Source organism: Neorhizobium sp. BT27B (assembly GCF_050455485.1).
In the GTDB taxonomy this organism is placed as follows: Bacteria; Pseudomonadota; Alphaproteobacteria; order Rhizobiales; family Rhizobiaceae; genus Neorhizobium.
Window position 1 is genome coordinate 329,817 of record NZ_JBCIYT010000003.1, and the last position, 13,701, is coordinate 343,517.

The following is a 13,701-nucleotide window of genomic DNA, read 5'->3' on the forward strand; positions in this document are numbered from 1 at the left end:
AATTTGGTTTTCGAGGATGGCGCCATGGTCAAGATCGACAGTGACTGGTTTTTCGCAAGGCTGAAGGAAATCGGCTCGTCGAGTAGCGAGCTGGCCAAACATCTGAAGCTCGATCCGAGTTCCGTTTCCCGCATGCTGAAGGGCGAGCGCAAGATGAGCGCCGAGGAGCAGGATGGCGTGGCGGAATATCTCAAGGTATCGCCGCTTGAAATCGCCGCGCATCGGCGGGGAGGTGTCATTGGTTTCGCTGAGGATAATCAAACCAGTTATGACAGTGCGACGGATGTTTCCGAGTTCCCTGCCGAACAACGTCCCCGGCGTATGCGGCAGGAAGGCCTCGATCTCGAGGCGACCAATTTTTACGATCGTGTGCGAGGATGCATGAAGGGCACCGTCACGATCGCCGCGGGGGTGGATTTGACTGCTCCTGTCGAGCCGGATTGGGTCGAAGCCTATGAGGACTGAGCGTTATCTGTTCGATACCTGCGCCCTGATCTATCTTGCCGAGGACGAAGCCATTGGCGCCGAGGCGCAGCGCGTGATGCGTAGTATCGAACCGGTTTCCGATCGCGTGTGGGTTTCGATTTTCTCCGCATGGGAAATCGGCATGCTGGTCGGCAAGGGACGCCTGATCATCCGCAGGGATCCGAAATTGTGGTTCGAAGAAGCCGTCGCGAGACTGGCCGCGCGGCTTGCTAATGTGTCCTCCGACATTCTCATGAAATCCTGTTTCCTGCCCGATCCTATCCATCGCGATCCAGCGGACCGCATTCTCATCGCCACCGCCCGCGAACACGACCTCACCATCATCACGCGTGACCGTGCCATTCTCGACTACGGTGCTGCGGGTCATGTCCGCACGCTCGCCTGCTGATACCTCTGCTGAAATCTGGGAGACTTTCTGGAAATGACGATGATCCAATGCATTTCGCCGGTGTATGGCTCGGTTTATGCCGAGCGGCCGGTGCTCTCTCTCGATGCCGCGAAAGAGGCTGTCGCGCGGGCAAAAAAGGCACAGAAAAGCTGGGCGAAGCGGCCGCTGGAAGACCGCGTGCAACTGGTGATGAAAGGTGTCGCCCGGCTGAACGAGATGGTGGACGAGGTGGTGCCGGAACTGGCCTGGATGATGGGACGGCCGGTGCGCTATGGCGGTGAATTTCGCGGCTTCAACGAACGCTCCAACTATGTCGCCTCCATCGCCGCCGATGCGCTGAAACCGATCGAGGTGGAGGACAGCCAAAATTTTGCCCGCCGCATCGAACGCGAGCCGCATGGCGTCGTCTTCGTCATCGCACCATGGAACTATCCATACATGACCGCCATCAACACGGTGGCGCCGGCGCTGATGGCCGGCAATACCGTCATCATCAAACATGCGGCGCAGACGCTGCTGGTGGGCGAGCGGATGGTGCGTGCCTTTATCGAGGCCGGCGTGCCGGATGACGTGTTTCAGAACGTCTTTCTCGATCACGAGACGAGTGCTGCGCTGATTGCGGCTGGCTCCTTCAACTTCATCAATTTCACCGGTTCGGTGGAGGGCGGGCGTGCCATCGAGCGGGCCGCTGCCGGCACCTTTACCGGGTTGGGACTGGAGCTTGGCGGCAAGGACCCCGGTTACGTGATGGAGGATGCCGATCTGGATGCGGCGGTCGATACGCTGATGGACGGTGCGACCTTCAATTCGGGCCAGTGCTGCTGTGGTATCGAACGCGTCTATGTGCATGAAAGCCTCTACGACGCCTTTGTCGAAAAGTCGGTGGCGTGGGTGTCTAACTACAAGCTTGGCAATCCGCTGGATGCGGAGACAACACTCGGGCCGATGGCCAATAAGCGGTTTGCCAAACTGGTGCGCGAGCAGGTGGCGGATGCCGTTGCCAAGGGCGCCAAGGCGCTGGTCGATGCAAAACTGTTTCCGGCCGATGATGGTGGCGCCTATCTCGCGCCGCAGGTTCTGGTGAATGTCGATCACTCCATGGCCTTCATGCGCGAGGAAACCTTTGGGCCGGCGGTCGGCATCATGAAGGTGAAGGGCGATGACGAGGCTTTGGCGCTCATGAACGACAGCCAGTATGGCCTCACCGCTTCGCTCTGGACAAAGGACGTCGAGCGGGCGTCGCGGATCGGTGCCGAAATCGAGACAGGCACCGTGTTCATGAACCGCGCCGATTATCTCGACCCTGCGCTGGTCTGGACCGGCGTCAAGCAGACCGGCCGGGGCGGTTCGCTCTCGGTTCTCGGCTTCCACAATCTCACGCGTCCAAAGTCCTATCACCTGAAGAAGGTCACAGCATGAACATCGTTGCGAACTGGAGTTATCCCACCGTCGTCAAGATGGGCCGTGGCCGGATCAGGGAACTGGCCGAGGCAGCCAAGTCGCTCGGCATGAAAAAGCCGCTGCTTATTACCGATCGCGGCCTGTCGACCATGGCGATCACGCTGACGGCTCTCGACGTGCTGGAGGAGGCGGGTCTCGGGCGCGCGCTGTTTGCCAATGTCGATCCCAACCCGAACGAGATCAACCTCGAAGCAGGCATCAAGGCGTTTCGCGATGGCGGGCATGACGGCGTCGTGGCCTTTGGTGGCGGCTCAGGGCTGGATCTCGGCAAATGCGTGGCCTTCATGGTCGGGCAGACCCGGCCTGTCTGGGATTTCGAGGACATCGGCGACTGGTGGACGCGGGCGTCGGTCGAGGGCATCGCGCCGATCGTCGCCGTTCCGACCACGGCCGGCACCGGTTCGGAAGTCGGTCGCGCCTCGGTCATCACCAATTCGCAGACGCATGTGAAAAAGATCATCTTTCACCCGAAGTTTTTGCCCGGCGTGGTGATCTGCGATCCGGAACTGACGGTCGGCATGCCAAAAGTGATCACCGCCGGCACCGGCATGGATGCGTTCGCGCATTGCCTCGAAGCCTATTCCTCGCCCTTCTATCACCCGATGTCGGCCGGCATCGCGCTTGAAGGCCTACGACTGGTGAAGGAATTTTTGCCGCGCGCCTACAGGGAAGGGACCGATCTGGAAGCCCGTACCAACATGATGTCGGCCGCCGCCATGGGTGCCGTCGCCTTCCAGAAGGGGCTTGGCGCCATCCATGCGCTGTCGCACCCGATCGGCGCCGTCTACAACACCCATCATGGCATGACGAATGCGGTGGTGATGCCGGCCGTGCTGCGTTTCAACCGCGCTGCGATCGAGGACAAGATTTCTCGCGCTGCTGCTTATCTCGGCATAACCGGCGGGTTTGACGGATTTTACGATTACGTCCTGTCACTGCGCTCCGAGCTTGGCGTGCCCGATACGCTGACGGCCATGGGAATCACGCCTGACCGTATCGACGAGCTTGCGGCGATGGCGATCGAGGATCCGAGTGCCGGCGGCAATCCGGTTCCGTTAACGCTGGAAAACACAAAAGCTCTGTTTCGCGACTGCTTTTAACTGTTCCGTTGTCGAGGCGTTTTTAATCGGCCATGAAAATATGGAGCAAAACCCGCGGCTTGGCTGCGGGTTTTTACGTTCTGAAGCCTAAGCTCAAAACTCAATGATTATATTAACGACACCTGAATTAATATCTCGTTAACCATGTTTGGAAAGGATGTGAATCTCGGCACCATGTTTCCCGGTGCCTCCAGGAGCGATGCGGCTCGCACCTTTTCAAGGATTTTCGCATGCCAGTGATTTCATTCGCCAATGCCAAGGGCGGCGCCGGCAAGACGACGGCAGCACTTCTGCTGGCCACCGAGCTTGCCCATTCCGGTCATCGCGTCACGCTGATCGACGCCGATCCGCAGCGCTGGATCAGCCAATGGGCGCAGATGTCGGGGGCGTTGCGCAATATCGACGTGATCTCCGAGGTCAGTCTCGCCTCGCTGCAATGTCATTTGCGCGATATGGCGGATCGAACCGACTATTTCATCATCGATCTCGCCGGTGCTCGTGACGCGCTGGTGACGACGGCCATCGGTCTGTCCGACCACGTGATGATCCCGGTTCAGGGTTCGGCCATGGACGCCAAGGGTGCGGCGCAGATTCTCGATCTTCTCGCGATGATGAAGGAAAAGGCGGGTCTCGACATCGCCCATTCGATGGTTCTGACGCGTGTCGCCTCGATGGTGACGACAAAAGCGCTGGTGGCCATCAAGGGCCTGCTGGCCGCACGCGGCGTCAATGTGCTGAACACGCCGATCAACGAACGCAACGCCTTCAAGGAGCTTTTTGAAGTGGGTGGCACGCTGCACACGCTGGATCCGGCCAAGGTCAGCAATGTCGACAAGGCGCGTGAAAACGCGGCGGCTTTTGCGACCGAAGTGATGCGGTTGATGCCGGTGCGGGTGGTGCGCTCCGGTCTGCCGCGCATCTTTTCGTTCCGCCGTCAGGCTGCTTGAGTCACATCGTAAAAACAAAGGCCCCGGAAGCGTGCTTCCGGGGCCTTTGTTTGTTTGATCACTTGGCGATTATTCGACGAACTCTACCGTCGTGCCCGGCTTCACCATCTTGGCCAGTTCCGTCGCATCCCAGTTGGTGAGGCGGATACAGCCATGGCTGTTGGTCTTGCCGATCTTCGATGGCTCCGGCGTGCCGTGGATGCCGTAGGTAGGTTTTGACAAGGCGATCCAGACCGTGCCGACCGGGCCGTTCGGACCCGGCGGGATCTGCAGGATTTCGCGGTTTTCACCCTGCGTGAAATTGATTTTCGGATTGTAGGTATAACCCGGGTTCAGGGCGATGCGGGCAACCGTGTGGTTGCCGACGGGCGAGGGCGTGTCCGAAGAGCCGATCGTCGCCGGATAGGCCGAAATCAGCTTGCCGTCCGCGCCATAGGCAAACACCTGCTTGCGGCCCTTGTCTGCAATGATGCGGGTGACTTCGCCCGTCTTGGGCTGGCCGGGGCTGATCACCTTGATGATCGTCCCCGGAATGGTGAAGTCGACATTGGGATTGATCGCCTTCAGGTAGCCCTCGTCCATATGAAACTGCTCGGCCAGTTTTTCGCTGGTCGAGGTGTAGGAAAGGGCCGGCAGCTGCGCCTTGTGGGCGTAATCGTCGGGAATGGAGGCGACGTAGGGCCCGGCCGCATCGGCAGCGGTGATCGTGTATTCGACGATCGGCATGCCGCCAGAATAGGAGAGGCGCTGGACGATATCCTCGGCATTGTTCGGGTCGAGTGTCTCGCCGGTCATTTCCTGCCAGGCGGCGATAGCCTTGTTGACGTTATCGCCGAGACGGCCGTCGATCACGCCCGGCGAAATGCCTTCGCGGTCGAGGAATACCTGCAGTGCGGCGATCTCGGCCTGCGGCTTGTTGGTGACCGTGATCGTCGTGCCGGAATGTCTCGGCTCGGGGCCGAGAGGCTGGGTCTGGTTCGGTTCGATCGAGGCGTAGTTCGGATCGTATTGCGCCGGATCGTTGGACGGCGCATCGAGCGGCAGGCGGGTGATCGAGCCGCGATCCGGCACCGAGCCGGTGACTTCGCCATCATACTGGCCGCCATTGCTGCCATTGCCGCGATAATCACGGTAATCGCGATAGCCGGGGGAGACGCCGGGCATCTGCTCGCTGCGCGCATAACCACCGCGATCACGACGGTTCTGCTGCTGCATTTCGGTGGCAACCACATTGCCGGCGCGGTCCATATAGGTCCGCCGGCCATTTCGGTCTCGCGTCACGACGAATTCGCCGGGCTCCGGCGTGTAATCGAGGATATAGCCTTCGGGCGTGACGAGGGTTGGCTGCTCGCCGCCATACTGGCGCTCGTACTGGTATTGCGGCGCGCCGCCATAATCACGATACATGACCTGCGCCTGAACCGGAGCAGCAACCGCGGTCAGGGCAATGAGGCTGAGACTTGTAACGAGACTGCGCTTCACGATATCACCGATCCTTAAACTTCTTCACCAACCCGCAAGGGTGGCGCCTCGTTCCAACGTTCGAGCTCTTTGTTCCTGACTAGTTAATTGCGACTCTAGTATGGAAAAAATGAATTCGTGGTGAAGGTCCTGTTAAAATTCACGTGTTTGTTCGTTTACCAATGAACATAGTCTCGGGGGGAGGCAAGCATGAAGGCATTTTCCACTGGCGCAGGGCCAAAACTGTTCCTCGACCCCGTTTCGGTTCTCGATATCGGTTCGTGCATCGTTGATGGCATCGATGTTGCGCCGGGCAGGGCTATCCCCGACGATGGCGATCCGCGTATCGATCATTCGCTCGAAGGATTTCTGTTCACCTGCGGGCCGGATCATATCCGTCACCCCGATGCGATCGCCGGGCGCATGGATGGCAAAAAATACCCGCTGCATGGATCCTTCTCCGCCCACCCGGCAGACATCCTGTTCTGGGATGCGCAGGGTGACGATGCCGAATGCCATGCAAAGGTGGCAGTCGCGCTTGCCGACGGTGGTTCCGCGCTGCTGGAACGCCACTGGCGCATCGACGGGCAGACGGGGGAAGTGTCTCTCAGAGACCGCGTGACGAATGCCGGTTCGACGCCATTTGCGCGCGTTCATATGTATCATATGAACCTCGGCGCATGGCTGTTCGATGATGGTGTTCGGCTTGGCGGCAAGATGTTCGAAGGTGGCGCGCTGCCGTGGAATTTCGGCGAGGAACCGGGCAGCGTGTTTTGCCTGCCGGCTGCCCCGGACGGCGAGGAATGGGCGGAAGTGACGCTTGGGCCGATCGCCGCGCTCGATGGCCGCACGCTGCACGTCAGGTTCAGGACCGATACGTTGCCTTATCTGCAGATGTGGCGAAACCAGAAGGCGCCGGCGCATGTGCTCGGCATCGAGCCGGTGTCGCATCGGCTGGCGGAGCGTGGCGAACTTGCCAGAAGCGGCGAGCTTGCCATGCTGCAGCCCGGCGAAAGTGCCGACTACGCGCTGCGTTTTGTTTTTGTCTAAATCATTGCCGCGGCTCGCATTGACGCTTCGCGGCGCATCACGCTAAGTGTGCGGCAACTGAAAAAGCTGGAGGCTCACGCATGGATATCCGCCAGGTCAACGACGAGTATTCGGTCAGCGGCCAGATCACAGTCGAGGACGTCGATCAGGTGAAGGCTGAAGGGTTCAAGTCGATCGTCTGCCATCGTCCTGACGAGGAAGAGCCGGGTCAGCCCGCTTTTGCCGATGTTGCCGCGCGGGCGCAGGAACTGGGTATCCAGATCCGCCATATCCCGGTCGGCCGCATGGGGCTTACGCCTGAAGGCGTAACCGAAATGGTCGATGCGCTGGAAGACCTGCCCAAGCCAATGCTCGGCTATTGCCGCTCGGGCGCCCGCTCGACCGCCATTTACGAACAGAGCCAGCGTTTCCGCGGCTGATTTTCGCCTCCGGCACCCTTCCGGTGCCGGCTTCTCCACGCTCGCATTTTTCTCGAGGAGCATTCCCATGACCATCAAGCGTATCGATTCCGGCGCCCGCATGAGCGGCGCAGTCGTCCACGGCAACACCGTTTATCTGGCTGGCCAGGTTGGCGAAGGTGAAACGGTTACCGAACAGTGCAAGGACGCGCTGGGCGAAGTTGACCGTCTGCTGGCTGCTGCCGGTACGGACAAGTCCAAGATCCTGCAGACGCTGATCTACATCTCGGACATTTCCTACTTCGCGGAAATGAACGCTGCCTGGGAAGCATGGGTTGATCCGGCAAACACGCCAGCACGCGCCACCAGCGAAGCCAAGCTGGCTGCGCCGAAGTACAAGGTCGAATTCATCGTCACCGCGGCGATCTGATTCTTTTGACTGTTCAATGAAAAGGCCGGGGCATCATTTGATGCCCCGGCCTTTTTCGTTCAAGCCTTGTCGCGGATCTGTGTCAACGTTTTGGCTGGCGTGATCGCCTCGGGATCAAGCCGCACCTCGATGATGGAAGGCTTGCCGCTGGCGCGTGCCCGCTCATAGGCCGGGCCAAAATCTTCCGTCGTCTCCACCAGTTCGCCATGGCCGCCAAAGGCCTGGGCGTAGGCCACGAAATCCGGGTTCACCAGATCGGTACCACTGACACGGCCGGGATACTCGCGTTCCTGATGCATGCGGATCGTGCCGAAGATGCCGTTATTGACCAGAACGGTGATGATCGGCAGGTCGTAACGCACGGCGGTGATGAATTCCTGCCCGTGCATCAGAAAGCAGCCGTCTCCGGCAAAACACACGACCTCACGCTGCGGAAACAACTGCTTGGCGGCAACGGCTGCGGGAAGGCCGTAGCCCATCGAGCCGGATGTGGGGGCGGCCTGCGTGTTGAACCGCTGGAAACGGTGGAAACGGTGCAGCCAGGTGGCGTAGTTGCCCGCACCATTGGTGAAGATCGCATCCTTCGGTGTGTTGGCTTCGATCCATTCCATGATCGGACCCATCTGCACATTGCCGGGGCCGGTCTTGGGCGGTGTCGACCATGTCTCGTAGGCCGCGTGCATCTCGGCGGTCCGTTCCGCCCAGACCGGCTTTTTCGGTGCCGGAAGATCTTTCAGCGCCGCCACGAATTCGGCCGGTGCCGCGCAGATGGCGAGATCGGGGCGATAGACGCGGCCGAGTTCCTCCGGGTCTGGGTAGACGTGGACAAACGCCTGTGCCGGGTAGGGGATATCGACCAGCGTGTAGCCCGAGGACGGCATTTCCGACAGTCGTCCGCCGAGCAGGATAAGGAGATCGGATTCCTTGATTTGCTTCGACAGTGCCGGGTTGATGCCGATGCCGACATCGCCGGCATAGTTCGGGTGGGCGTGATCGAATAGCATCTGACGGCGGAAGGAGCAGCCGACCGGCACCTGAAATTTTTCGGCAAATGTCTGGAAATCCGCCACCGCCTGTTCGCTCCAGCGGGTACCGCCGAGAATGAACATCGGCCGTTTGGCCTTGGACAGAACCGAGGCGAAGGTGGCGATCTGCGAGGCGCCGGGATGGCTTTCGACCGGTGTATAGGGTTTTGCCGCAACGGCCTCGACCTCTTCCACCAGCATGTCTTCCGGCAGTGTCAGCACGACCGGGCCGGGACGGCCCGAGGTGGCCACGCTGAAGGCGCGGGTGACGAATTCCGGGATGCGGCGGGCATCGTCGATCTCACCCACCCATTTGGCAAATTCGGTGAAGGCGCGGCGGTATTCGACCTCCTGAAAGGCCTCGCGCTCCTTCATGTCGCGGCCGATCTGGCCGACGAACAGGATCATCGGGATGCTGTCCTGTTTGGCCACATGCAGGCCGGCAGAGGCATTGGTGGCACCGGGACCACGGGTGACCATGCAGATGCCCGGCTCGCCGGTGAGGCGCCCCCAGCAATCCGCCATCATCGCCGCGCCGCCTTCCTGACGGCAGACAAGGACGTCGATGTCACTGTCATGCAGCGCATCGAGCACGGCGAGATAACTTTCGCCGGGAACGCAGGAAACGCGTTTGACGCCATTCGCCTTCAGTGCCTCGACAATGAGCTGGCCACCGGTCTTCATCACATCTGTCCTTTCGATGGTTTTGCTGCGGGCTCTTTCAGCTCCGCCAGAATTTCGTCCGTGTGCTGGCCGAGCGCGGGGCTTGGCCGATGATAGCTGAGCGGCGTTTTCGACAGCACGATCGGGCTGCGCACACCGGGGATGACGGTGCCGTCCTCGGCCTCGAGATCGATGCGCAGTCGGCGCGCAATCACCTGCGGGTCGTCGAACATTTCGGCGATGGAATTGATCGGTCCGGCCGGCACTGCGGCCTTGCCGCAGGCCTCCAGCAGGTCGGCCTTTTGCCATTTGGCTGTTTCCGTCGTGACCATGCCGCGCACGCCGGCGCGGTTGGCGACGCGCGCCTTGTTGGTGGCGAAAAGCGGGTCGTCGGCCATCGATTCGATGCCGAGAATTTTTGTCAGGCGACGAAACTGGCCGTCATTGCCGATGGCGAGAATGATATGGCCATCGGCCACCGGCACCACTTCGTAAGGGCTGATATTGGGGTGGGCATTGCCGAGCCGCGTCGGGGCATTGCCGGAGACCAGATAATTCATGTTCTGGTTGGCAAGGATGCCGGCCTGCACATCGAGAAGCGCCATGTCGACGAACTGGCCTTCGCCGGTCTTCATCACATGGATCAGCGCGGCTTGAATGGCGGTGACGGCATAGATGCCGGTAAAAATGTCGGCAATGGCGACGCCCGCCTTCATCGGCTCTCCGTCTGGCGTGCCAGTGACCGACATGAAACCGGACATGCCCTGTACGATGTAATCGTAACCGGCGAGATCGGCATAAGGGCCGTCCTGACCAAAACCGGTGATCGAGCAATAGACCAGCTTGGGATTGGTCTTTTTGAGGCTCTCGTAATCGAGCCCGTATTTTTCCAGTCCGCCGCGTTTGAAGTTTTCGATCAGCACGTCGGCGCGGGCCGCCAATTCGCGGACGGTCGCCTGACCTTCCTCAGTCTTGAGGTCGATGGCGATCGAGCGTTTGCCGCGATTGGTGGAATGATAATAGGCGGCGGACAGGTTTTCGCCGGAAACACTTTCGACGAAGGGCGGCCCCCAGGCGCGGGTATCGTCGCCACCATCGGGGTTTTCCACCTTGATGACATCGGCCCCCATGTCGGCCAGCATCTGGCCGGCCCATGGTCCGGCGAGAACGCGGGCGAGTTCGAGAACGCGAATGCCGGAAAGTGGCGGTTTTTTCGTCTCTATGTCCGTCATGCGTTCTCCTCCGCCGTGCCGTCATCATGCCGCCGCGGTTTTCGGCAGGGCATGTCCTCGATCAACTTGATAGCGGCAAGTCCTCAGGCCGGCACGTGATTTTAAATCATGAGGTCATTCCTAGTCGGGTACGAGGGTGGCGGATTGTTTTGGCAAAACGCGCGTGGCCCATGCTGCAAATTCGGTGATCGCTGCCTCTGCGCCGATCTCGTTCAGTGTTTCGTGGCGCATGTCGCGGTCGATATTGCAGGTGACATTGGTCATGCTGAGTGTCTGCAGGCGGCGACTGAGCCACTTGATGGCCTGACCGTTACCGGTTGCCGGATCGCGCCCGCCGCCGACGAGATGGATGGGCAGCGTCTTGGGCAGCGTTTCCAGACGATCGGTTTCGGTGCCGCGAAATGTCAGATCGAAAATATCCAGCCACAGGGAAACGCTGGCATTAAAACCGCAAAGCGGATCGGCGATATAGGCATCGACGGCGGCGTGGTCGCGGCTCAGCCAGTCGAAATCGGTACGGCCTTCGCCGATCGATTTGTTCCAGGCGCCAAAAGTGAGTTTTGGCAATAGTGTGCTTGGTACATCCGAGCCCTTCAGTGCCCGCTCGGTCTTCAGCACGATCTGCGCGGCGCGGCCGGCAAGGCCCGGATTGAAATTGGAATTCCAGATCGCCAGAGCATCGAAGCTTGCCGGAAAATCCTGTACGGCATTAAGCGCAATCAACCCGCCCATCGAATGGCCGAACAGGACGACCGGCAGGCCGGGATGTGCCGTCGCCGCAAAGTCCCGCATCGCCTTGACGTCGCGAATGGTGGCAGTGATGCCGTCACGCCAGGCAAACCGGCCGATCGGTGCGCCTTCCGCCGTCGTCTCGCCATGGCCGCGGTGGTCGTGGGCGTAGACATGGAAACCAGCTGCGGCCATCGCCTCTGCAAAGGCGCGGTAGCGTTTGGAATGTTCGGCCAGCCCGTGGCAGATGATGAGGATGCCGATGGCGGATGCCGTGGCCGGCTGGTGGTGATAGGCGAGTGTGGCGCCGCTCGGGCTTGGTATTTTTGAGGTTGTTTCGAACATAAGATTTTCTTTTGCTTTCGGTCGAGACCTCGTTACGCGTTAGTTATATCATGTCTCGCGAAGCCGCGGCTGTAGTGCAATTTTAATCGCTTCACGGTTATGAACAAATCTTCCGCGTGGGGATGGGAAAAACTGTGACGACCTTTGAGCCGCTGGTTGGTGTGGATAAAACCGACGTTTCCCGACTTTCGTTGTCGAAGATCTTTCTGATCCTATACTCTACCGCTTTCGTGCTCTGTATGCTGGATCTGGTTGACGGGCTGCTTTATCTCGGTGACATCGACGATAGCATGCGGGCATCGCAGATTCGCGCTTTCATGCTCCCTGGCGGTCGGTGGTGGGATCTTACGTTGCCGTCCATAAACCTGCCGCAACCTTATGTGTCGCCGTGGTCCCGGCTCGTTGATCTCCCTTACATCCTGCTTGCCTCCGCGCTGAAGCCGCTGATTGGGCAGGAGATTGCGTTCTCGCTGGCTTTTAACATCTGGCCTCCGGTCTTGCTTGCCGTCTACTGTTTTTTTGCCGCGTCCGTCTGTCGCCGATTTGCCCCACCATCCTCTCTCATCGGCATCTTGCTTCTGGTCGCGACGTCGATTTTGATGGTGCTTTCAATCTGGGAGTTTGCGCCGGGTCGGATAGACCATCACAATGTTCAACTCGTTGCCTTGTCTGCGGTTTTTGCCGGCCTAAGCCGTTGGGACCGATGTGGCGGTGTGTTGATCGGGACCGGTAGTGTCGTCTCTGTTGCCGTTGCGCTGGAGGGAATACCGTTCGTTGCGATGGCTTTCGCCAGCCTTTTTATCTGCGTGCTGGCAAGGGACAGGCTGGCGCTCTTGGTGCTGCATGCCGCGAGCCTATCCATGCTGGTGCTGACGCTTCCCTTAGCATTCGTGCTGATTGGGCCTGCCGGCATCAAATCAACCCAATGCGACGCCTTTTCTGCGCCATACATCCTTCTTCTCGTCGGCTGCGCAACAATTCTGGGCGGGTTGTCGCCGCTGGTCGCCAGGCACAAGGGTTGGCTGGTTCCGATGTTGCTATCGGGTGCTGCCTTTATAATGCTGTTTATCTGTCTCTTTCCAGATTGCCTTTCCGGCCCCTATTGGATGATCGATCCTGTCTCAAAAAACTATTGGTTCGATCGTATTCCACAGGAAGCGAGTTCTCTCTATTTCATTCAGGAAAGTCAATTTAACAACATCGCCTTCGAGGCGCTGATGGCGGCGGTTTTGATCCTCAGTGCGCCTCCCGTTTTCAGAGAATTCAAGGCCGGGCGGAATGCGTTGCTGGCGATGTGGGGCTTTGCCGCGCTCAGCCTTCTGCTCACCGTTTTTATGGGGCGCTATCTGCGTTTCGCATTCGCCTTCATTCCCCTCCTTCTTCCCGTGGCAATGTCCTACAGTAGAAATGCCTGTTTTCAGTACTCCAGATTTGCCAATCTCGGCGTAATGATCTCAACCGGCTTTGTGCTTGCAGTCATAGTCTTGGCTGTTGCGGTGGCGCCGCGCCGCGAGGTAATTCTCGACGCTGCTACTTTCATGTCGTTTGATGCGTGCAAGCGGGCGAGCTTCGGTGCGCTTTCTACGGTGCCGGCAGGTAAGATCGTTGCGCCCGAAGGACTGGCAATGACGCTTTTGCCATCGCTTCCCTCCGGCTTTTCCGTTGCTGCGGTACCATTCCATCGCGCATCGCCCGGCATGAAACGCGTGTTCGAGGCGTTCCTGTCCTCCGATCCGGCCATTCGTCTCGCCGCATTGGCGCCGTTCGACTATGTCGCAGCCTGCCGTTTCCCGATCAAACCCGATATCGGCACTGCGCCGCTTTACGATGCTCTGTCCGCAGGCCAGGATTGGCCCGGCCTGATCCGTCTGCCGACGGGCGCCGACAACCCGTTCCAGTTGTTCCGGATCGACCACGCGACCTTGCAATAACGCAATTAAGACATCGAAAGCTGCGGCTTTCGGTGCGCCACGCGTTGCCCCGGGC

The 13,701-nt window shown here is 59.7% G+C and carries 13 protein-coding genes; 9 read left to right on the forward strand and 4 right to left on the reverse strand.

Features of this window, described 5'->3' with window-relative positions; translation table 11 throughout:
• The first annotated feature begins 24 nt into the window (after positions 1–24).
• From AAIH70_RS10270 to AAIH70_RS10290, 5 genes are all read left to right on the forward strand, one after another.
• A complete protein-coding gene (locus AAIH70_RS10270) occupies positions 25–465 on the forward strand; it encodes a helix-turn-helix domain-containing protein (protein WP_132272143.1) in 441 nt (146 codons plus the stop codon).
• Positions 455–874, forward strand: coding sequence for a type II toxin-antitoxin system VapC family toxin (locus AAIH70_RS10275; protein ID WP_132272144.1), 420 nt, complete (start codon positions 455–457; stop codon positions 872–874). Before AAIH70_RS10270 ends, AAIH70_RS10275 begins: the two co-directional genes overlap by 11 nt.
• Positions 875–907: 33 nt before the next feature.
• Complete coding sequence (locus AAIH70_RS10280) at positions 908–2,293, forward strand: aldehyde dehydrogenase family protein (RefSeq protein ID WP_132272145.1); 1,386 nt, start codon at positions 908–910, stop codon at positions 2,291–2,293.
• Positions 2,290–3,435 (forward strand): iron-containing alcohol dehydrogenase, encoded by a 1,146-nt coding sequence (locus AAIH70_RS10285; RefSeq protein WP_132272146.1) that lies wholly within the window; start codon positions 2,290–2,292, stop codon positions 3,433–3,435. The genes AAIH70_RS10280 and AAIH70_RS10285 overlap by 4 nt, the downstream gene beginning before the upstream one ends.
• A 230-nt stretch (positions 3,436–3,665) precedes the next feature.
• A complete protein-coding gene (locus AAIH70_RS10290; protein WP_430033984.1) occupies positions 3,666–4,382 on the forward strand; it encodes an AAA family ATPase in 717 nt (238 codons plus the stop codon).
• Between the two features lie 69 nt (positions 4,383–4,451).
• Here the strand turns inward: AAIH70_RS10290 and AAIH70_RS10295 are convergent, their stop codons facing one another.
• The gene (locus tag AAIH70_RS10295; protein WP_165931935.1) at positions 4,452–5,864 is read right to left on the reverse strand and encodes a L,D-transpeptidase; all 1,413 of its coding nucleotides are present in this window, start codon (positions 5,862–5,864) and stop codon (positions 4,452–4,454) included.
• 189 nt (positions 5,865–6,053) lie between these two features.
• Here AAIH70_RS10295 and AAIH70_RS10300 point away from each other — a divergent pair, with 189 nt between their 5' ends.
• The 3 genes from AAIH70_RS10300 (at position 6,054) to AAIH70_RS10310 (ending at position 7,721) form a co-directional block, all read left to right on the forward strand.
• Complete coding sequence (locus AAIH70_RS10300; protein WP_132272148.1) at positions 6,054–6,893, forward strand: DUF4432 family protein; 840 nt, start codon at positions 6,054–6,056, stop codon at positions 6,891–6,893.
• A gap of 80 nt (positions 6,894–6,973) precedes the next feature.
• Entirely contained in the window at positions 6,974–7,312 is a 339-nt protein-coding gene (locus AAIH70_RS10305; RefSeq protein WP_132272149.1) for a TIGR01244 family sulfur transferase, read from the forward strand.
• Positions 7,313–7,379: 67 nt separating this feature from the next.
• Entirely contained in the window at positions 7,380–7,721 is a 342-nt protein-coding gene (locus AAIH70_RS10310; protein WP_132272150.1) for a RidA family protein, read from the forward strand.
• Between the two features lie 59 nt (positions 7,722–7,780).
• On the opposite strand, the gene AAIH70_RS10315 is transcribed toward AAIH70_RS10310, so the two are convergent.
• The 3 genes from AAIH70_RS10315 to AAIH70_RS10325 all read right to left on the reverse strand — a co-directional run bounded on the left by AAIH70_RS10315 (position 7,781) and on the right by AAIH70_RS10325 (position 11,715).
• Positions 7,781–9,430, reverse strand: a complete 1,650-nt coding sequence (locus AAIH70_RS10315; RefSeq protein ID WP_165931936.1) for a thiamine pyrophosphate-binding protein — start codon at positions 9,428–9,430, stop codon at positions 7,781–7,783.
• Entirely contained in the window at positions 9,430–10,641 is a 1,212-nt protein-coding gene (locus AAIH70_RS10320; protein WP_132272152.1) for a CaiB/BaiF CoA transferase family protein, read from the reverse strand. The genes AAIH70_RS10315 and AAIH70_RS10320 overlap by 1 nt, the downstream gene beginning before the upstream one ends.
• 120 nt (positions 10,642–10,761) lie before the next feature.
• Positions 10,762–11,715, reverse strand: a complete 954-nt coding sequence (locus tag AAIH70_RS10325; protein WP_132272153.1) for an alpha/beta fold hydrolase — start codon at positions 11,713–11,715, stop codon at positions 10,762–10,764.
• A gap of 134 nt (positions 11,716–11,849) precedes the next feature.
• Here AAIH70_RS10325 and AAIH70_RS10330 point away from each other — a divergent pair, with 134 nt between their 5' ends.
• The gene (locus tag AAIH70_RS10330; protein WP_132272154.1) at positions 11,850–13,646 is read left to right on the forward strand and encodes a hypothetical protein; all 1,797 of its coding nucleotides are present in this window, start codon (positions 11,850–11,852) and stop codon (positions 13,644–13,646) included.
• Positions 13,647–13,701: the final 55 nt, after the last annotated feature.

Bases quoted from the DNA above. Each gene is read 5' to 3' on its own strand.
- AAIH70_RS10270 (WP_132272143.1), top strand. From the start codon at position 25: ATGGTCAAGATCGACAGTGACTGGTTTTTCGCAAGGCTGAAGGAAATC.
- AAIH70_RS10275 (WP_132272144.1), top strand. From the start codon at position 455: ATGAGGACTGAGCGTTATCTGTTCGATACCTGCGCCCTGATCTATCTT.
- AAIH70_RS10280 (WP_132272145.1), top strand. From the start codon at position 908: ATGACGATGATCCAATGCATTTCGCCGGTGTATGGCTCGGTTTATGCC.
- AAIH70_RS10285 (WP_132272146.1), top strand. From the start codon at position 2,290: ATGAACATCGTTGCGAACTGGAGTTATCCCACCGTCGTCAAGATGGGC.
- AAIH70_RS10290 (WP_430033984.1), top strand. From the start codon at position 3,666: ATGCCAGTGATTTCATTCGCCAATGCCAAGGGCGGCGCCGGCAAGACG.
- AAIH70_RS10300 (WP_132272148.1), top strand. From the start codon at position 6,054: ATGAAGGCATTTTCCACTGGCGCAGGGCCAAAACTGTTCCTCGACCCC.
- AAIH70_RS10305 (WP_132272149.1), top strand. From the start codon at position 6,974: ATGGATATCCGCCAGGTCAACGACGAGTATTCGGTCAGCGGCCAGATC.
- AAIH70_RS10310 (WP_132272150.1), top strand. From the start codon at position 7,380: ATGACCATCAAGCGTATCGATTCCGGCGCCCGCATGAGCGGCGCAGTC.
- AAIH70_RS10315 (WP_165931936.1), bottom strand. From the start codon at position 9,430: ATGAAGACCGGTGGCCAGCTCATTGTCGAGGCACTGAAGGCGAATGGC.
- AAIH70_RS10320 (WP_132272152.1), bottom strand. From the start codon at position 10,641: ATGACGGACATAGAGACGAAAAAACCGCCACTTTCCGGCATTCGCGTT.
- AAIH70_RS10325 (WP_132272153.1), bottom strand. From the start codon at position 11,715: ATGTTCGAAACAACCTCAAAAATACCAAGCCCGAGCGGCGCCACACTC.